The 19,475-nt window shown below is 53.7% G+C and carries 18 protein-coding genes; 12 read left to right on the top strand and 6 right to left on the bottom strand.

The window, feature by feature from the left end:
* Positions 1 to 2: 2 nt before the first annotated feature.
* From nadD to xerA, 11 genes are all read left to right on the top strand, one after another.
* Entirely contained in the window at positions 3 to 632 is a 630-nt protein-coding gene (gene nadD / locus F3F93_RS09115; RefSeq protein ID WP_176958871.1) for a nicotinate (nicotinamide) nucleotide adenylyltransferase, read from the top strand.
* 41 nt (positions 633 to 673) lie between these two features.
* Positions 674 to 1,045: a ribosome silencing factor gene (gene rsfS / locus F3F93_RS09110; protein WP_347239239.1), complete on the top strand. Its 372-nt coding sequence runs from the start codon at positions 674 to 676 to the stop codon at positions 1,043 to 1,045.
* Positions 1,042 to 1,491, top strand: a complete 450-nt coding sequence (locus tag F3F93_RS09105; protein ID WP_176958870.1) for a 23S rRNA (pseudouridine(1915)-N(3))-methyltransferase RlmH — start codon at positions 1,042 to 1,044, stop codon at positions 1,489 to 1,491. The genes rsfS and F3F93_RS09105 overlap by 4 nt, the downstream gene beginning before the upstream one ends.
* Entirely contained in the window at positions 1,488 to 2,648 is a 1,161-nt protein-coding gene (locus F3F93_RS09100) for a peptidoglycan DD-metalloendopeptidase family protein (protein ID WP_176958869.1), read from the top strand. Before F3F93_RS09105 ends, F3F93_RS09100 begins: the two co-directional genes overlap by 4 nt.
* Positions 2,649 to 2,777: 129 nt before the next feature.
* Complete coding sequence (locus tag F3F93_RS09095) at positions 2,778 to 4,106, top strand: S41 family peptidase (protein WP_176958868.1); 1,329 nt, start codon at positions 2,778 to 2,780, stop codon at positions 4,104 to 4,106.
* Between the two features lie 44 nt (positions 4,107 to 4,150).
* Complete coding sequence (locus F3F93_RS09090) at positions 4,151 to 5,080, top strand: divergent polysaccharide deacetylase family protein (RefSeq protein WP_176958867.1); 930 nt, start codon at positions 4,151 to 4,153, stop codon at positions 5,078 to 5,080.
* Complete coding sequence (locus F3F93_RS09085) at positions 5,080 to 5,691, top strand: DUF502 domain-containing protein (protein WP_176958866.1); 612 nt, start codon at positions 5,080 to 5,082, stop codon at positions 5,689 to 5,691. The genes F3F93_RS09090 and F3F93_RS09085 overlap by 1 nt, the downstream gene beginning before the upstream one ends.
* A gap of 50 nt (positions 5,692 to 5,741) precedes the next feature.
* Positions 5,742 to 6,668: a tetratricopeptide repeat protein gene (locus F3F93_RS09080; protein WP_176958865.1), complete on the top strand. Its 927-nt coding sequence runs from the start codon at positions 5,742 to 5,744 to the stop codon at positions 6,666 to 6,668.
* A complete protein-coding gene (locus F3F93_RS09075) occupies positions 6,652 to 7,935 on the top strand; it encodes a L,D-transpeptidase family protein (protein WP_176958864.1) in 1,284 nt (427 codons plus the stop codon). The genes F3F93_RS09080 and F3F93_RS09075 overlap by 17 nt, the downstream gene beginning before the upstream one ends.
* Entirely contained in the window at positions 7,932 to 9,047 is a 1,116-nt protein-coding gene (locus F3F93_RS09070; RefSeq protein ID WP_176958863.1) for a DUF484 family protein, read from the top strand. Before F3F93_RS09075 ends, F3F93_RS09070 begins: the two co-directional genes overlap by 4 nt.
* On the top strand, positions 9,010 to 9,930 hold the full coding sequence (gene xerA, locus F3F93_RS09065; RefSeq protein ID WP_241697074.1) for a site-specific tyrosine recombinase/integron integrase: 921 nt from the start codon (positions 9,010 to 9,012) through the stop codon (positions 9,928 to 9,930). The genes F3F93_RS09070 and xerA overlap by 38 nt, the downstream gene beginning before the upstream one ends.
* A 22-nt stretch (positions 9,931 to 9,952) precedes the next feature.
* On the opposite strand, the gene F3F93_RS09060 is transcribed toward xerA, so the two are convergent.
* Positions 9,953 to 10,591 carry a response regulator transcription factor gene (locus tag F3F93_RS09060; protein WP_176958862.1) on the bottom strand — a complete coding sequence of 213 codons (639 nt, stop codon included), beginning with the start codon at positions 10,589 to 10,591 and terminating at the stop codon, positions 9,953 to 9,955.
* 217 nt (positions 10,592 to 10,808) lie between these two features.
* Here F3F93_RS09060 and F3F93_RS09055 point away from each other — a divergent pair, with 217 nt between their 5' ends.
* Entirely contained in the window at positions 10,809 to 12,947 is a 2,139-nt protein-coding gene (locus F3F93_RS09055; protein WP_176958861.1) for a PAS domain S-box protein, read from the top strand.
* A 6-nt stretch (positions 12,948 to 12,953) separates the two neighbouring features.
* Here F3F93_RS09055 and F3F93_RS09050 read toward each other — a convergent pair whose 3' ends face one another.
* The 5 genes from F3F93_RS09050 to F3F93_RS09030 form a co-directional block, all read right to left on the bottom strand.
* The gene (locus tag F3F93_RS09050; RefSeq protein WP_194335031.1) at positions 12,954 to 13,328 is read right to left on the bottom strand and encodes an NUDIX domain-containing protein; all 375 of its coding nucleotides are present in this window, start codon (positions 13,326 to 13,328) and stop codon (positions 12,954 to 12,956) included.
* Positions 13,329 to 13,345: 17 nt separating this feature from the next.
* Positions 13,346 to 14,569, bottom strand: a complete 1,224-nt coding sequence (argJ, locus tag F3F93_RS09045) for a bifunctional glutamate N-acetyltransferase/amino-acid acetyltransferase ArgJ (protein ID WP_176958860.1) — start codon at positions 14,567 to 14,569, stop codon at positions 13,346 to 13,348.
* An 87-nt stretch (positions 14,570 to 14,656) separates the two neighbouring features.
* A complete protein-coding gene (secA, locus tag F3F93_RS09040) occupies positions 14,657 to 17,335 on the bottom strand; it encodes a preprotein translocase subunit SecA (RefSeq protein WP_176958859.1) in 2,679 nt (892 codons plus the stop codon).
* 135 nt (positions 17,336 to 17,470) lie between these two features.
* Positions 17,471 to 18,022: a c-type cytochrome gene (locus F3F93_RS09035; RefSeq protein ID WP_176958858.1), complete on the bottom strand. Its 552-nt coding sequence runs from the start codon at positions 18,020 to 18,022 to the stop codon at positions 17,471 to 17,473.
* A gap of 110 nt (positions 18,023 to 18,132) precedes the next feature.
* Positions 18,133 to 19,275: an aminotransferase class I/II-fold pyridoxal phosphate-dependent enzyme gene (locus F3F93_RS09030; protein ID WP_241697073.1), complete on the bottom strand. Its 1,143-nt coding sequence runs from the start codon at positions 19,273 to 19,275 to the stop codon at positions 18,133 to 18,135.
* Positions 19,276 to 19,475 lie beyond the last annotated feature (200 nt).

Here is a 19,475-nt window from a genome sequence, read left to right as displayed (position 1 = left end):
CGGTGAAAGCACACCGTGTCGGGCTGTTCGGCGGGACATTTGATCCGCCGCATAATGGACATCTGGCTCTGGTTGAAGCCGGATTGCAGGTGATGGGGCTGGATGAGGTGCTGGTGATTCCGGCGGAGCCGGTGCATCGATCGCTTTCAGGCCGTGCCGACGGGATGCAGCGTTTGCGCTGGTTGCAGACTGTTTTTGCTGCCAATGAGCGCGTCAGCGTTGTGGATTGGGAGGTGGCACGAGGTCGGCCGGTTGCAGCGGTTGAGACGCTACGCGAGTTTCGCAAGGCCAATCCTGAGATAGTGCCCTGGTTGCTGCTTGGGGCTGATGCATGGGCCGGGTTGCCGGGCTGGCGTGAATACCCGGCACATCTGCAGTTGTGTAATGTGGCAGTGTTCGCTCGTCAGGGCCTGGATGCTGAGATGGTTGAGCATGCAGGCTGGCAGCAGGTGGAGCCTGATATGTGGCGTTCGTGTGAGAGTCCGGGTCACTACTGTTATCTGCAGCCGGATTTACCGGATATCTCGGCTACCGCATTGCGCCGGGATGCAGAGATGGGACGATCACTTGCAGGCAGGGTTCCTGAACAGGTGATCGCTGAAGTTGAGAAGAGTTATCAGATCGTGGATTGAGGAGTCCTGACATAGTCAGCGGCTTTTATTAAGGAGAAGTTGTGGTTGAAGTGGTAGCAAAAGATAACGAGAGATTTGAGAAGATGACTGCAGAGCTGGTTGAGGCGCTGGAGGATAAAAAGGCACAGGATATCCTGGTCATTGATGTACACGGACGCTGTGATTTTGCTGATCGCTTTATCGTGGCCAGTGGCCGATCAGACCGTCAGATCAAGGCGCTCTCCCAGTCTGTCTCCGAAGTGGCGCACCGGTATGGTCTGCCTGCCAAGGTGGAAGGGCTGGAAGCGATGGAGTGGCTGCTGGTTGATATGGGAGATGTGGTTGTGCACCTGTTCCTTCCTGATGTGCGCGAGAGCTTTCAGCTTGAGCGGCTGTGGCGTGTGCCGAATAAGGGTGCTGACGCGGCATCGTGAAGTTACGCCTGCTGGTTGTCGGACGCGGATCACGCGAGCTCGCCGATTTCGAGGATCGTTTCCTCGAACGGTTGAAACCTTTTGCACCCTGCCAGGTTGTTGAGTTGCCGGAGGGGCGTGGTAAGCAGGTAGCCCAGCGCAAGCAGGAGGAGGCGAAGCAGATTCTCAAACAGGCCAAACCCGGTTTTGTGCTGTTTGATGAGCATGGTTCGCTGCATGGCAGCAAGCAGTGGGCTTCGCATATGGCGACACTGCAAGGGGATGCGCAGCAGGATTTTGTTATAGGTGGTGCTGATGGTGTCTCTGATGAGGTGCGCAGGGCCGCTTCAGCCTGCTGGAGTCTCTCTAAATTGACGCTGCCGCATCAGCTGGTGCGGGCAGTGGTGCTTGAACAGCTGTATCGCGCATTTACCATTATTCAGGGTCACCCTTACCACCGCGTATGAGATACTGGCCCTCTCTGCCCCTTGTTGTGCTGGCGCTGCTGTTGTCGTCTGCTGCAGCACCTGATGCTGTTGCTGCAGGTGCGGCTACGCAGTCAAAAATCGAGAAGATCAAGGCTGAACGGCAACGTTTGAGTCGGGTGCGCAGTCAGCTTGAAGGGCAGATGGGCGGTATCGGTCGCGAGCTGAGGACACTCGATTCAGCCTTGATTGAGGCGCGCAAAGCCAGTCGTAGTGTGCAGGCGCAGGTGCAGGCTGCAGATCAGCGACTTGCTGATCTGAAAAGGCAGCGCAGCCAGCTTAAAGGCCATATTCAAGCGCTGAAAAAGCTGATGCTGGATGAGACAGTGGCAGCCTGGCAGCGCAGTAGTCGTACCTCTGAATGGATGGGCATTTTTACCGGGGTGCCGGTCAGTGACATTCCGCATCGGCGTTATCTGCTCAATGTGGTGATGCACTCTCAGGAAGAGGATCGCCACGCCTATATCAGATCGGTAAAAGAGCTGGCACAGGTTGAAATAGATCTTCAACAGCAACGTGATCAGCTTGAGGTGCTTTACCAGCAGAGGCAACAGGTTGAAAGTCAGCTCGCTGCGCGTGTGAGTGACAAACGTGGCATGCTCAATCGGGTACGCCAGGAGGTTGCCTCAAAAAAGAGTCGCGACCTGCAGCTGGCGCGTGAAGAGAAGGCGCTGCTGCGGCTGCTTGATGATATGAGCGAAGGGCTGCTGGCGATTGAGAAGTCTTCAACCTCAGATCAGCAGATCCGTAAGCGCAAAGGGCGACTGAAGTGGCCACTGCCGGGCAATATTATTGCAAGCTTCGGTTCGCGGCCATCCCCCTCCATGCCGACCCTGCAGGGGGTGCAGCTCAAACCGAAATCAAATTTCCGCGAAGTGCGGGCTATGGCTTCCGGGCAGGTGCGTTATGCTGACTGGTTTGGTGGTTTCGGGCTAATGACCATTGTCGATTATGGCGACGGACTGCTCGGTGTTTATGCCCATAATGACGTGCTCTACAAGCAGTTGGGTGACTGGGTGGAGGAGAATGAGACAATAGCCGATGCAGGCAGTACCGGCTGGATCAACAATGTAGCCGTCTATTTCGAAATCAGGGATCGCGGTAAAGCCGTAGATCCGAAACGCTGGTGTCGGCGCTGATCGGCTGGCATGCTGCTGGCTGATACAGGGGTGGAGCCAGAAGTCAGTTTGAAACCCGCTCAGTGCAAGCTGTAGTGCGGTGAAAAGAGAAGTGATAATCCACCCTGTGCTGGGTTTATGGAGAACGGTATGTCTTTAAATTTTCGTCGAGTGATTTTGGGCGCAGGCGCTATCGCCCTGCTGGGTGCGGGTGTGATGGCCTGGCAGCCGGGTACAGATGGTTATCGTCAGGCCAATGCTGCCACCGACTATCAGCAGCTGCAGAAGTTTTCGCAGGTGATGGAGATGGTGCGCCAGGCTTATGTTGAAGAGGTCACTGACGAGCAGCTGATTGACGGAGCGCTATCGGGGATGCTGTTAAGCCTTGATCCCCACTCCACCTACCTTGATAAAGATATGTACAAGCAGATGAATGTCGATACCAAAGGGGAGTTTGGTGGCTTGGGTATTGAGATTCAGTCGGCTGAAGGTGGTATTCGCATCGTCTCTCCGATTGAGGATACGCCTGCTGATCGGGCTGGCGTTATGGCCGGTGATCTGATCATCAAGATTGATGAGGATCTGGCGCGTGATATGTCGCTGATGGAAGCGGTTAAGAAGATGCGCGGCAAACCGGGCACCAGCATTATGCTGACGATCTTCCGTGAGGGTGAGAGTGCACCGCTTGAGGTGAAGATTACCCGTGCTGTTATCAAGGTGAACTCTGTGAAGAGCGATATGCTGGCTCCCGGTTATGCCTACCTGCGCATCACCCAGTTCCAGCAGCCTACCGTACAGCTGCTCTCCAAGCAGATCAGGGAGTTGAAGAAGCGTGCCGGAGGAACGCTCTCCGGAGCGGTGCTTGATCTGCGTAACAACCCGGGTGGACTGCTTAATCAGGCGGTAGCTGTCTCCGACCTCTTCCTTGAGAAGGGCAATATTGTCAGTACAAAATCACGAGCCGGTAAAAGCCTCTCCTTTGATGCTGAGCCTGGCGATATTCTGAATGGTCTGCCGATGGTGGTGCTGATGAATAACGGTTCAGCCTCTGCCTCCGAAATTGTCGGTGGTGCACTACAGGATCATCATCGTGCTATTGTCATGGGCACCAAATCTTTCGGTAAAGGCTCTGTGCAGTCGGTTGTGCCTCTGAATGACGGCACAGCGATCAAGGTGACGACTGCTCTCTATTTCACACCAAGCGGTCGCTCCATTCAGGCTACCGGCATCGATCCGGATATCCTTGTCGAGCAGGTTGTGTTGAAACGGGATGAAGAGGCCAGCAAACGTGCCTCCAATGCGGTTTCTGAGCGCAACCTGAAGGGCCATCTGGCCAACGGTAACGGCAAGGATAAAAAGAAGAAGAGCGAGGAGCTGGGCGAAGGGCCGAGTGAAGTGATGCAGGAGCGTCTGAAGCTTGATACCCAGCTGCAGCGTGCTCTGGATCTGCTTAGAGGGTTACATGTACTGCGCGGTTAAGCGTTGTTAACCGGGGTAGCAACATCGAGAAGCCTGATCACATTATGAGTCGAAAAAAGCAACTGCCCAAGTGGCTGGCGCTGACGCTGGTTTTGCTGCTGGGGGTACTGCTGCTTATCACGGTATTGAAGCCATCGGATCAGAGCCGCCTCTCCGGAGATGCGCTTAAACCGCGTGTTGAAAAGCCGGTGATGCCGAAAATTGTTGTGCCGGATGTAACTCCTGATGTGGTGGAGGAGCCGGTGCGGCCAACCTTGCAGCGTGTAGAGTCTGGGCTGGCGCTGATTGTTGATGATGTCGGTTACGACCTGTCTGCACTACAGCGCATCCTCAAGCTCTCCGTACCTGTGGCGATCGCCGTGATTCCCGATGCCCCCTATGCAGAAGCATCGGCAACACTGGCCCATGAGAGTGGCCAGATGGTGATGCTGCATCTGCCGATGGAGCCGGCATCGGAGAAGTACCGGAAAAAAATGACCTCCTATTTTCTGCATGAAAAGATGGATAGAGAGCAGCTGCGTGAGACCTTTCTTAAGGGGCTTGCGCAGGTGCCTTATGTCGAAGGGGTCAACAACCACATGGGCTCATATCTGACCGAGCTGGCCGAGCCGATGCGCTGGGTGATGCAGGTTTGCCGGGAGAAGGAGCTCTTTTTTGTCGACTCCAAAACCAGCCATAAAAGTGTCGCTGCAGATATGGCACAAGCGATGGATCTTCCGTGGGCATCCAGACAGATCTTTCTCGATCACGATCTGGCACCTGAGGCGATGCAGGCTGCCTGGCAGAAGGCTGAGGCCTGTCTGGCCAAGGGCTATCGCTGTCTGGTGATCGGCCATCCACACAGGGAGACTGTGGCCTTTCTTGAGGCGCAGCTCAGCGCAGAAAGACTGGATAGCCTGATTCCTGTCGCCCAACTGCTGCGTGGTGGTGATGCTGCAGTGCAGGCGAAGTTGAGCACAGAGGAGCGGTTTTAATGGCAGCACTACGCCGATATCTGCTGGCAGGCATTGTGGCGCTTGCCCCCCTTCTGGTTACCGTTGCCCTGATCAACTGGTTGATTGAACTCTCTGATGCGGCAATTGCATTGCTGCCGTCGCAATACAGGCCGGAGGCGCTGGTTGGTATCGATATTCCGGGGCTGGGTGTCGTTCTTGCTGTTCTGTTCATTATTCTCATCGGTATGGTTACAACCCATTTTATCGGTAATCAACTGATGCGGTGGATTGATCGTATCATGGAGCGTATTCCACTGGTGCGCACGATCTATAAGGCGACCCGGCAGCTCTTTGAGGCGACGTTAAGTGATAACGCCAAGGCTTTTGAGCGGGTGGTAATGGTCCCGTTTCCCGACAGATCAACCATGGTCATCGGTTTTGTTACCGGTGAGATGGCGGTTCTGATGCATGGAGCCCGGCAGCAGCGCATCTCGGTCTTTGTCCCTTCCACACCTATGCCGACTACCGGCTGGTTGCTGTTTGTTGATGTTGCAGAGATTGTCCCTCTCGAGATGAGCGTGGAAGAGGGGATGAAGCTGGTGCTTTCAGGTGGCACCTTGCCGGCTGCAAACAGAGAAGAAACACAGTAAACAAAGCAGATAGAACTTGTTCCTTTTTCGAATGCCGTTACGATGTTCACATGTCACTTAAAAGCCTGATTTTCGCACTTCTTGTTGTTGTTTCACCAGCTGTTTCTCTGGCTGAGAAGGCGCCTGTTGCTACGGCTGAAGGGCTTATTTCCGAGGGTAAGGATCTTGCCGCTATCAGTGTGCTTAAGCGCGCTGTCCAGGAGCATCCCGATGCGTATCAGGCGTGGTTTCTGCTCGGTGTGACGCAGGCTAGAAAACGCCATTTTGACGATGCCATTGCCGCCTTTGGCAAGGTGGTGCAGCTGCAGCCCGAACTCGCCGAGCCACATAACAATCTGGCCGTGATCTACAATGAGATGGGCAACCTGACCGCAGCGGTCAGGGAGCTGGAGGCATCGCTTAAGCTGAATCCGGATTATGTCACTGCACATGAGAACATCGGTGATCTGTATGTGAAACTTGCAGCGCGCTCCTATAAAGAGGCCCTCTCGCAACGCGAGAATGCACAGCTTAGAAGCCGTTATGAGAACCTGTTGCTGATTCGCAAGCCGGCAACGGTGCAACAGACCCCGACGGAGCATCTGAATGTTGAGACAAAGCGTGAGCCGGTTGTGGCTGCAACTGATGCATCCTCTCCCTCTGATCAGGCACTGGCTGCGATTGAGGCCTGGCGCATAGCGTGGAGCAGCCGCGATCTGGATGCCTATTTTGCTGCTTACGCAGCCGATTTTGATCCCGGCAGCAATTTCGATTCAGTGGCAGAGTGGAAAGCCTATAAGCAGGCGGTCATCAGCAAGCGCTCCTTCATCAATGTCACAATCAACAATATCGTGGTCAGTGAAGTTGCCGCAGGAGAGATCAAGGCTGTGTTTTTGCAGAATTTCATTGCTGACTCCTTTCAGAGTAACAATCAAAAAGAGCTACTGCTGAAGAGGGTTGGAGAGCGCTGGAAAATTACGCATGAACTTTCGAATTAATCTTTTTTACCTGTCTCTGCTCGGTTCGCTGCTGACCATGCCGTTGGCAGCGCAGGCTGAGCCCGATCAACTGGCCTACGCCTCGAAGATTCTCAAAGAGGGCAATCATGCCGCAGTTCAGAAGCTCTCTCATCAGGAGCGTACCATTCTGCAGGCAACCGCAGCCCTGAAAGGCGACCACCCCGGAGAGGCGCTGGCGCTGCTCGACTCTGCCAAAAGCAGGGATCCGCTGGTTGCACTGCTTGAAGCCGAAGCGCATCGACAGCAGGCGATCCATGCCATGCGTGAAGCGGGTAGCTTTGGCGGCAATGTCGGAGAGGAGGAGATGCTCGCCTCAGCTGATCTTAATCGTGGCCTTGGCGAGGCGGATGCGCGCTTGAACTCCTTTATCGATAAGGTCAATGAGGTTTCAGGTAATCCTCTGGATATTCTGCTGCCGGGGCCGGATGTGGAGAATATCTTCATGTTCGATAAGGCACGTAACCGGCTCTATATTTATCAACCGGCTGCAGACGGGCAGTTGAAGAAAATCGCTGATGAGTATGTGGTGACCGGTTCTGTGGCGGGTGATAAGCAGCGGCAGGGCGATGGTAAAACACCCAATGGCATCTACCGCTTCATTAAAAAACTGCAGGGAAAAGAGCTGGAGTCCCGCTATGGCCCGGTCGCTTTTCCTATCGATTATCCCAACGAGCTGGATAGGCTGCACAATAAGGATGGTTATGGCATCTGGCTGCATGGCTATCCGATGGATGTCAGCCGTCGCCCACCTCAGGATACACGCGGCTGCTTCTCGCTCTCTAACACCAGCCTGACCAGGGTTGCCAGTCTGGTGAAGCTTAAGCGAAGCTGGGTGATTGCCGGAGAGAATTTCGAATTTGATCGCGATCTGGAAAAGCAGACCCTGCTGGACTCTGTAAAGAGGGATATCGAAGCCTGGAAACAGGATTGGACATCACTCGACAGTGAAGCCTACCTCTCGCACTACCATCGCGACTTCCGTTCAGGCCAACGTGATCTGAAAGCCTGGAAATCCTACAAGCGACGGGTCAATGCCAATAAAGCATTTGTAGAGGTGGAGTTTAGCAACTTTACACTGATGCGTGATCCAACGCGCTGGCCTGAGGGGGAGGTGGTTCTGGCTGAGTTTGACCAGCATTACCGCTCCAGTAACTATGCTGATCAGGGGCGTAAACGCCTCTATCTGGCACGTGACTCCAAATCCAGCCCGTGGAAAATTTTGCTGGAGGAGAGTCTGAAACGATGAGTGAGAAGGGGGTAGTATCCAAGGTGGAGGATCTCTCCACACGCCGTTTTCAGCAGCTGGCCGATGAGAACAGGGAGCTTAAAAGTTATGTCGCGGAGGTGATGCAGCGCTTGCGCCAGAATGAGCGCCTCTTCTCGCGCATGTTTGAGCTGGAGTCGCAGGTGCTCAAATCTACCGATCCGGAAGATCTCTGTTTCACCCTGTTGCGAGGTCTGCGTTCAGGTTTTGAACTTGATTTTGTCCGTTTCTGGCTTGATCGCTCCAGCTTTATCGGTGGTCATAAGCTCGATTCTCTCTCTGAGCGTGACCTGGTCTGGGTGGAGAAGGATGAGATCAGGCAGATGGGCATTGGTCGCAAACCGGCCTGGCTGATTCAGCTCTCTGCCGATAACGCTTTTGACTGGCTCGATTCTCAGGATCAGCATCTCGGTTCCCTGGCACTGCTGCCGCTGGGTGATGCTGAGAAACCGTTTGGTGTGCTCGGTGTCGGCTCCATTGATCGGGATCGCTTTGCACCCGATCAGAGCAGTGATTTTCTGCAGCATCTGGCTCAGGTGGTGGGTTTAACACTGGAGCATGCAGTGGCGCGTGAACATCTGGCCCGACTCTCGGTCACTGATACGTTGACCGGCAGCCATAATCGCCGTTTTCTGCAGCCTCACAGCCATCAGCCGCTATCCCAGTGGTTCGGAGAGACCAAAGTTGCCTGCATCTATGCGGATGTTGATCACTTTAAAGGCTTGAATGATCGACTGGGTCATGAGTCCGGGGATGCGGTGCTGAGCATGGTCAGTCAGGCGCTGCGCCAGCATGTGCGCTCCAATGATCCGTTGATTCGCATGGGTGGTGATGAGTTTGTACTGTTGCTACCGGGTTGCTCAGCAGATAAGGCGCGTGAAATTGCTGAACAGGCCGTTGCTGAGGTTGCTGAGAGTTCCCTGCTGGAGGGTGAATCGATCACCATCAGTATCGGAGTGGCTTTTTCATCTTCCGATCAGGACCTGGCAGTTAAGCAGCTGGTCGCTCTGGCGGATCAGGCGATGTACGTCGCCAAGGCGCTCGGCGGTAACCGCTTTGAAGTGGCCGACTCAGGTGCAGGCAGCGGTCACTGATCCCTCTCTGCAAGAGGCGGTTGAACAGTTCCTGCAGGAGCTGGCCGATGTTCGCCTGGCATCTGAACATACTGTCGCCGCCTATCGGCGCGATCTTGCCCGTTTTATAGATTTTTCCGGTGATCGGTCACTAAGCCAGATCACCCGTATGCAGGTACAGGATTGGCTGGTTTCCGGCCACGCCTCTGGCCTTGCTGCCTCCACGCTGGCCAGACGTCTCTCTGCCCTCTCCAGCTTCTTTGATGCTGCTGTGCAGGCCCACTGGTGTAAAACCAATGTGGCGGTAGGGGTGCGCCCGCCCAAAAAGCCCAAGCGACTTCCACGCACGCTGCCACCGGAGCAGACCGCAGCCCTGATGCAGAGCAGCGATCGCAGCAGTGAACTGCGTGATCTGGCGCTGCTGGCGGTGATGTACGGCTGTGGTTTGCGTGTCTCTGAAGTGGTGGGTCTGAACCTGCACGATATTGATCTGCATCAACTCGAGCTGCGTGTATTTGGCAAGGGGCGCAAGGAGCGCATTGTACCGCTTCCGGATGGGGCGGTTGACTATGTGCAGGCTTATCTCGCCGAGCGCAGCGCAGCAGCGGAAGAGCCGGCAGTGTTTCTCAATCGTTTCGGTAAGCGCTTATCGGTGCGCAGTGTGCAGCGTATGCTCAAAGATCGGGCGCTGGAGAATGGGGCTGATATCTCAGTGACGCCGCATCGCCTGCGTCACTCCTTTGCCACCCACCTGCTGGCCGGCGGCGTCGACCTGCGCGCCATTCAGGAGCTGCTCGGCCATGCGTCGCTGGCCACCACCGAGCGCTATACCCATCTCGATATCGCCAAACTCACTGAGGTCTATGATCAGACCCACCCAAGGGCCAGAAAGAGACCGGAGTAAGCCGGTTCAGGTTGTGATGGTATTAGACCGGTTTTATCAGATTATGGCGTATTGCCAGCCGGGTCAGTTGGCCCAGGTCACTAACAGCCATTTTTTTCTTGATTTGGGTATAGTGATTGGCGACTGTTTTTTTGCTGATATGCAGTCGCTTTGCGCACTCATCGCTATTCAGCCCTTTCAGGATCAGGTGCAGAATCGTTTGTTCTCTTGCCGAAAGGATATCAAACGGGTCGATCAGCTGCTGGTAAGGCCTATCAGCCAGTGCCTGCTGCAGAGCGGGATCAACAAATTGCTGGCCCGCAGCAACGGTGCGGATGGCTTGAAGCAGCAGGGCTTGATCCGCCTCCATTGCAATCACGCCCAGAGCTCCATTATTAAGGGCCTCATTAACCTGAGTAAAATGATCGCGCCAGATGATAACAAGGATTTTTACATTGGGATGTCGCTTGGTGATTTGACGAATGCAGTCAATGCAGCTGTGTTTTCCGGCGGTGGTATCCATCACAACAAGGTCTGTTTTATCTGAATGGCAGGCTTGATAGCAGCTGGGCGGTGAGCATGTGACTTGCGGCGAAATGACACATAAATCCATCTCACTCTCCAGCAGGCAGAGCAGTCCACGGCGAATTAAGTTTGTCTCGCTGATCAACTGAATCTGCATAAGCATCAAACTCCTGCTGCCTGTAGCGCAGCGTGCCCTGATATATGTGTGGATATCAAAGCATTATGCGTGCCAATGTCAAAATATGAAGCTGGCCTGTAAATTCGGGAACAACTCCTATTCACTTTATCTGATTTGTGGTCTTAACTAATACCTTAAGTGAGGTGGTGATGCAGATTCCGATTTTTTCTCAAGTGAAGCATCTTGAGATTGCAAGATGAGTGTGGCGGCTATGGTCAATAGCAGGCCTGTTGCTGCGTTGGGGGGGCTGCTGATTGTGACCCTGCTGGTGCTGGTCTGGACGCATCAGTCGGGGCAGGAGCTGTTAAAAAACAGTGCGCTACTGGTTGATAAGGTTATGCAGCTCAGGGTGGAGTTATCCCAGACCCACTATCAGATTCATGAAGAGACAGAGGTGAAGCCGTCATCGCTCGATATGAATTTTGTTGCCATACTGCTGGAAAGAATCAATAAGAGTGCCTCCTTTTTGCAGGGTGACCGGGTTCAGATGGGGCGTATCTCTGACGATCTCTCTTTGGAGCATCTCTCATATGAATCCCTGAACCATCTGAAAGAGCACCTTGATTTTTTATCCAGTTACCTTGAAAAGAACGCTGAGATTTTGAATCGGGATGCGGATGAGGACTTTGTGCATGATCACCTCTTCTCATCAACAGAGATGGTTGCCAATCAGCTTGATGAAGAGGTGCATGAAGGTGTTGCCGTCAGCATGGAGAAGCAGCGCAATATTTTCATGGTGTTGTTTGGACTCACTCTGCTGCTGTTCACTCTGTTACTGTTGATGCTAGCGCGTAGTCAGAAAGGGCAGGCTTTGGCACTCCAGCAATCGACTCGGCTTTCGCAGGCACTGGAGCACTCTGGCGAGGCGGCAATCATTGCCAATAGAGATGGTGTGATTGAATTTGTAAATGATGCCTTTTGCCGCATGACCGGCTATTCAGCCGAAGAGACGCTTGGTAATAATCCCAATATGTTAAGCAGTGGTAAGCAGGAGCGAACATTTTATGAATCTTTGTGGTCTACGATCACCAGCGGCATGGTTTGGCAGGGGGAGCTGATCAACCGCAGAAAAGATGGCACCTTATATCCGGCTCTGATGACCATTGCCCCCATTTTTGATAATGCCGGTGAGACGACCCACTATGTAGCCAATCAGTCTGATTTGAGTGAGTACAAGCGGCTGGAAGAGAACTTTTTCAAGAGTAAGAAACTGGAAGCACTCGGAACACTTGCCGGTGGCATAGCTCATGACTTTAACAATGCCCTGGCTGGCATTACCGGTAATATATATCTGTTAGAGAAAGGACTGGCCAATAAGGACAGGGATACGATCAGGCATATATCAGCCATAGAGGAGATCTGTTCCAGTGTTGCAACCCATATTCGACACATCCTGAGTTACGCGCGTCAGGATACAGTCTTGATGGACTCTATAGAGTTGAATCAATGCCTTCAAAAGGCCTGTTTAATGGTAAGTTCAATGATTCCCACCTCCATTCAATTTGAATTTCTTCCCTGCGAGAGTGATGTGTATGTCTATTGGAACGAGTCACAGGTACAGCAGATACTGATCAATCTCATCAAGAATGCGCAATATGCCCTGAAGGGGGTGAAGAACCCAAAGATCACGTTAAAAGTACAGATATTTAACAGTAAGGATTCGCTGCTGCGCTTAAGGCCTGAGGTGGAGGAGGAGCGGCATATCTGCCTCTCATTAAGAGATAACGGCTGCGGCATGTCAAAGGAGGTTGCTGATAGGGTGTTTGACCCCTTCTTCACCACCAAGCCGGTTGATGAGGGGAGCGGACTGGGTCTCTCGATGGCTTATGGTGCGATTAAGCAGGCGGGGGGGAGTCTGGTTGTTGATAGCGAGGTTGGCAGGGGAACAGAGTTCCGCATCTATCTTCCTCTCGACTTTGAGAGGCAGGAAGAGGTCAAAGTCACAGATCAGTCGGTGATAAAAGGGCACGGAGAGTGCATATTAATTGCGGATGATGATTCGGTTCTTCTGCAGGCACAGGGCAGGATCGTAGAGTCATTCGGTTATAGAAGCATCGTCGCCAACGATGGCCTTGAGGCAGTGCATCTGTTCGAGAAACATCTCGATGAGATTGATGTTGCCATTCTCGATTTGGTGATGCCCGGCATGACAGGGGTAGATGCTGCAAAACAGATTCTCTCTATAAGACCAGCAACCAGAATTATTTTTTCTACGGGTTACGATATGCATGACACTCTGGAGAGTGATGTTGGTTCCGTTGATGCACCAGTGATTTACAAGCCCTGCCAAGCCGCGCTACTGAGTCAGATTATACATGATCAGCTCAGAAAATAGTCTGGATTAATCCTTAAGCTTTGCTTGAATGATATGCAATAGCGCCTTGTTGGCATCGGGCATCGGATAGCTCGATAGCTGATCGGGTTCGCTCCAGAGGTGGCTGGATTCACAGGCAAGCGCTTCGGGATGGTGACACTGGCAGCTGAAGAGGAAAAAGTGGAGCAGGCGGTCAGGGTATTCAAAGGTGGAGTCACCAAGGAGTTGCCAGTCGTTGCCTTCCAGTCCGGTCTCCTCGCTTAGTTCGCGAATAGCAGCTGTTTTGGGTGATTCACCTGTCTCAATTTTACCACCGGGGAAAGACCAGAGGTCGCCGCAGTGTTGACCGGAGTCCCGCTTTAACAGTAGCACATTGCCATCACCATCGAACGGGACAACCAGTGCAATAGCGATGCCCTTCAGGTGCGGTACTCGGCATTGATGACAATATATTCGTGGGTCAGATCACCTGTCCAGATGGTGGCGGATGCGTCGCCCATGCCCAGATCGAGCGAGATGGTGAACTCATCGTTAGCAAAGATCGCCATGCCCTCGTCATCCCTGTAATCAGGGTGCAGATTACCCTTCTCAAACATCAGCAGATCATCGGCTGACAGGGTGATGGCGTTGGTGTCGATCGCTACACCGGAGTTACCCACGGCAGAGAGGATGCGTCCCCAGTTGGCGTCAGATCCGGCAAAGGCTGTTTTCACCAGTGGCGAGACGGCAACGGCACGGCCAACAGTGCGGGCATCCGCTTCACTGGCAGCACCAGTAACTTCAATGGTGACAAATTTCGAGACGCCTTCGCCATCGCGCACAATCTGCTGTGCCAGTTCGATGCAGAGATTGGTCAGCGCCTGTTCAAAAAGTGCTGTATCAGAGAGAGGTGCATGGCCGAGGCCGATACCCGATGAGAGCAGATAGAGGGTATCATTGGTTGAGGTGTCACCATCGACACTGATGCAGTTGAACGAGCGGTTGGCGACGCGTTTAAGCATCGGCTGCAACACTGCTGCAGCAATTGGAGCATCGGTGGCGACAAAACCGAGCATGGTGGCCATATTCGGATGGATCATACCGCTGCCTTTAGCGATACCGGTGAGTGTGTAGCTGTTGCCATCGATCTCGATCTGCGCTGACGACCATTTGGCAAAGGTGTCGGTGGTGCGGATAGCATTGGCGGCAGCTTCCCAGTTGTCAGCAGTGAGTGAGTCGGCAGCCTCAAACATATTGGCTTGAATGCGCTCAATAGGGAATGGTGTGCCGATCACGCCGGTGGAGGCGGAGAGTACGCACGCTGCATCCACACCGGCAGCATCGGCGCCCGCCTCAATCAGCTGTTTGCCCCAGACGGTCTCCATCTCGCCAAGTCCTGCATTGGCATTGCCGGCATTGGCAACAATGGCTCGCACTTGCTCAGCATGGCTTGCCAGTGTCTTCTCACCCCAGCGTACACAGGCGGCACGAAAGCGGTTACGGGTGAATACGCCTGCCGCATGACAATCGACATCGGAGACGATCAGTGTCAGATCCTGACGTTTACCTTTAAGCGCCGGTGATTTGACGCCGCAGGAGGCAGTGCCGACTCGAAAGCCGGGTACTGGCAGGGGTGGTGAAAGCTCAGGCTGATTGACTGGCATAAGCGCTGTTCCTCGTCCGAATTCGAACTGATTTATTAAGCCACAACGACTGCATCGTAAGGCTTTTTCATGTTACAACAAGCTGAATCAGGCGTGTTTTCCGTGGCACTGCTTGTATTTCTTGCCCGATCCACATGGGCAGGGATCGTTACGGCCAACCTTGGGATGGTCACGTTTGTAGGTGTGTGAGCCCTCTTCAGCGTCATCTGATTCGCCATGGTTATAGCTCACCGGAGTCGCTTCGCGCTGCTGCTCGATCACAGGTGTAGTGGCCTCCTCCTGCTCAACAACAGGGGTCGGTCTCTCTACCTCAACACTGTGCAGGGCAATCATGGTCTGCTCGCGCACCTTATCGAGCATCGCTTCAAAGAGTTCAAATGATTCACGCTTGTACTCCTGAATCGGTTGCTTCTGGGCGTAACCGCGCAGGCCAACACTCTGGCGCAGGTGATCCATCGCCAGCAGATGCTCTTTCCAGTGATGGTCGAGAATCTGCAGTACCAGATACTTCTCAAAGCCGCGCATCTGCTCGGCACCGGTGATCTCCTCTTTGGCTGCCATGTGCTCTTTCAGTGCATTTTTGATCTTGGCATCCATATCTTCAGATGTTTCAACATCATCGTGCGAGAGCCACTCTTTGGGGTCACCATCAACGGTGAGTCGCTCCATCAGTGCTTCCTGAAGCTCATCCATGTGCCACTCTTCGGGGTGTCCCTGCAGGAATTCAGCACCAAGGCGTGCGGCAATGTCTGCCTGCATATCATCAATCACATCATGCACATCTTCGGCACTGAGCAGTTCACGGCGCTGGGAGTAGACCACATCACGCTGCTGGTTCATCACATCATCATATTCGAGCAGCTGCTTACGGATATCGAAGTTGCGACCTTCCACCTTCTTCTGCGAGTTCTCAATGGCTTTGGTCACCCACGGGTGCTCAATCGCTTCACCCTTCTCAAAGCCCATCTTGGTCAGCATCGCCTGCATCTTCTCACCGCCGAAGATACGCATCAGATCATCTTCAAGCGAGAGGTAGAAGCGGGTTGTACCCGGATCGCCCTGACGACCTGAACGGCCACGCAGCTGGTTATCGATACGGCGTGATTCATGGCGTTCGGTACCGAGAATATGCAGGCCACCGAGTGCTACAACCTCGTTATGCTCGGCCAGGCAGGTCGCTCTGATCTCTTCAGCTTTGGCTGCACGCTCTGCATCGCTGAGCTTGTCAGACAACTGGGCAATCAGCATGTCCGGATTGCCACCGAGCATGATATCGGTACCACGGCCCGCCATGTTGGTGGCGATGGTGACTGCACCTTTACGTCCGGCCTGAGATACGATCTCCGCTTCACGCTCGTGGTGTTTGGCGTTGAGCACCTCGTGTTTGATGCCCCTCTTTTTCAACTGTTCGGAGAGGTATTCCGATTTTTCAATCGAGATGGTGCCCACCAGCAGCGGTACGCCCTCTTTATGGACAGCTTCGATATCGTTGACAATCGCTTCGAACTTATCCTCTTCATCGCGATAGATCACATCGGCGACATCGTTACGGATCATATCCTTGTTGGTCGGAACAATGACCACTTCCAGTTTGTAGATCTTCTCGAACTCTTCAGCTTCAGTATCAGCAGTACCGGTCATACCTGCCAGTTTGCCATACATACGGAAGTAGTTCTGGAAGGTGATCGAAGCCAGCGTCTGGTTCTCAGGCTGAACAGTGACACCCTCTTTGGCCTCCAGTGCCTGATGCAGGCCATCGGAGTAGCGGCGACCGGGCATCATGCGGCCGGTGAATTCATCAATAATGATCACCTCATCGCTGCGCACGATGTAGTCGGATTCGCGGGTGAAGAGGGTGTTGGCACGCAGCGCCTGAGTGGCGGCATGCATCAGGTTTACATTTTCAGGGTCGTAGAGGTTGCCGTTGGTGAGCAGGCCGGCATCGCGGAAGAGCTGCTCCACATGATCATTACCGATCTCGGTGTAGGAGACCGCACGATCCTTCTCATCTTTATCATAATCCTCTTCATTAAGCTGTTTGATCAGGCCATCAGCCTGACTGTAGAGCTCGGTGGCCTGCTCGGCAGGGCCGGAGATAATCAGCGGCGTACGTGCCTCATCGATCAGGATCGAATCGACCTCATCGACGATGGCGTAGTGGTGGCCGCGCTGAACCAGCTCTTCAGCGGTAAAAGCCATGTTGTCGCGCAGGTAGTCAAAGCCGAATTCGTTATTGGTGCCGTAGGTGATGTCGCAGCCATAAGCAGCCTGGCGCTCATCATTGCTGATGCCATGCACGATGACGCCGGTCGTCAGACCGAGGAAGCCGTAGAGCTTGCCCATCATCTCGGCATCACGACGTGCAAGATAATCGTTCACAGTGATCACATGTGCACCTTTACCCGGCAGGGCGTTAAGGTAGACGGAGAGTGTGGCGGTCAGGGTTTTTCCCTCACCGGTCTTCATTTCGGCAATCTTACCCTGATGCAGAATGATACCGCCGATCAGCTGGGCGTCGAAATGACGCAGGCCGAGTGTGCGCACAGAGGCTTCACGAACCACGGCAAAGGCTTCGAAAAGCAGATCATCAACAGTGGCGCCATCAGCCAGACGCTGGCGGAATTCAACCGTTTTGGCGGCCAGCTCTTCATCAGAGAGGGCCTGCATATCAGCTTCCAGTGCATTGATCTGCTCGGTCATAGGCCACAGTTCTTTTAATAAACGGTCATTGCGGCTACCGAACAGCTTGGTCAGGACTTTAAACATGATGGTGTGTACTCCGATTGAATCTCAATGCAGCGCCATTTCCGGCAGGCATCAGGGATGCGCAGCATAACACTGACGATGGCAAAGTCGAAGCGAATAGGGGAAAAAGGCGTCAGCCTGAGTCTGAAAAGGGGGTCAGAGGCCGGAGATGAATTCGGCGACGGCCTTCATATCATCCACACTCAGCGCTGCGGCAACATCCGGCATGGTATCGTTTTTGCGCGCACCACTCTTAAATGCCTTGAGCTGTTTGACGATATAGACCGATTTCTGGCTGGCCAGACGGGCGATATTCTCATCCCCCATGCCAGAGGCGCCATGGCAGGCGATACAGACCTCTTCAAAAATCACCTTGCCTTTGGCGGCCAGTTTGGCATCTGCCTTGTTTTTCGCAGGGGTGATTTTGGCATAGGCCTCAGAGATCTTCTGAATATCTTCATCACTGATCGCTTCAACCATCATGGTCATGGTGAAATCGTCGCGGCTGCCGTTTTTGAAATTCTGCACCTGATTGAAGATATATCGGGCATTCTGACCGGCAAGGTTGGGGTATTCGGGCGAAGTGCTGCTCTCAAGCCCGTGGCAGCCGATACAGATCTGCATCTTTTTCTCGGCATCAGCAAAAGCCGCTTGTGTTGTAAACATGGCCAGCAGTGTGATGACAAGTCGAAGCGAATATTTGAACATGACCACCTCCCCAGATAATCGGCAGTCACACTAACGCTGAAAACAGAATCTGTTCAAGCAATAATCTTCAGTTTTTCTCGATAAGTGCAGCCTTTTGGGGAGAAATAGCCCTAAATGGCCAGATGTTGGCGAATGCGTTTGATGCCTTCGCGAATGTCATCCAGGCCGGTGGCGTAGGAGAAGCGCAGATGACGGGCCGATTTGTAGCTGCCGAAATCCTCACCCGGCGTGATCGCCACACCAGCCTCTTCAAGCATCTGCCAGCAGAATTCGCGCGAATCATCGGTGATGCCACTGACATCGGCATAGATATAAAATGCCCCCTGCGGCTCCACCACAATATTGAAACCGAGCTTGGGCAGTTCAGCCAGCAGGTAACTGCGACGCTCACTATATGCCAGTCGCATGGCCTCAATATCATCGCTGTTCTGCAGTGCCGCTGTGGCGGCATACTGGGAGAGGGTGGGGGCAGCGATAAAGATATTCTGCATCACGCGACGACAGGCATCGATCAGCGCATCGGGCACAATGACCCAGCCGACACGCCAGCCGGTCATCGCCCAGCGCTTGGAGAAGCCGTTAACAATGATGGCATGTTCATCGAACTCCAGCGCGCAGCGCGCTTTGGTGCCGTAGGTGAGTCCGTGATAGATCTCATCGGAGATCAGATAACCGCCGAGTCTGCGGCAGGTTTCAGCAACCGCTTTAAGCTCACGATCCTCAATCAGCGTGCCGGTCGGATTGGAGGGGTTAATCACCACCGCAGCGCGGGTGCCCTTTCGCCAGTTGTTCTCAATCAGTTCAGCGGAGAGGTGATAACGCGTCTCAGGCCCGACCGGAACATTGATCGGTTCTGCACCCGTCAGGCGGATGAAATTACGCTGGCAGGGGTAACCGGGGTCAGAGAGCAGTACCGATTCACCCGCTTCAAGCAGGGCAGCATAGATCAGGCTGAACGCACCGGAGGTGCCGGGGGTGATCAGAATGCGCTCAGGTGCAACGGAGAGTCCGTACTCATCCAGATACCAGTCACTTAATGCCTTTTGCAGCACAGGGCTGCCGGTAGAGGGGGTGTAGAAGTTGTCACCGCTATCAAGTGCGACCTTTGCCGCTGCAACCACCGAGGCAGGCGTTGGAAAATCGGGCTCGCCGATCTCCATATGGATGATCTTGCGCCCTTCGGCCTCAAACTCCTTGGCGCGCTCCAGAAGCTGCATCACCCGAAACGGTTCAATCTGATCAATTCGTCGCATGCCAGCAGCTTAACTTGCCCGCTTCATCCGCGCCATCTGGTTCCTCACCCGGCTGCCCCAAAGGGCGACTTTCGGCCCAGAGTGTGTGAAAACGCAGGTCTGGGGTTAAGGTTTATCTCAACCGAGCAAGAAGCCCAAGATAGAGTCGTTTTTTTGTGTTCACTGATTCATATCGATCTAAAGAAGAATATGGGCTTTCC

It is taken from the genome of Mariprofundus sp. KV (genome assembly GCF_013387475.1).
Lineage (GTDB): Bacteria > Pseudomonadota > Zetaproteobacteria > Mariprofundales > Mariprofundaceae > Mariprofundus.
This window is presented reverse-complemented; position numbering and strand designations above follow the sequence as displayed.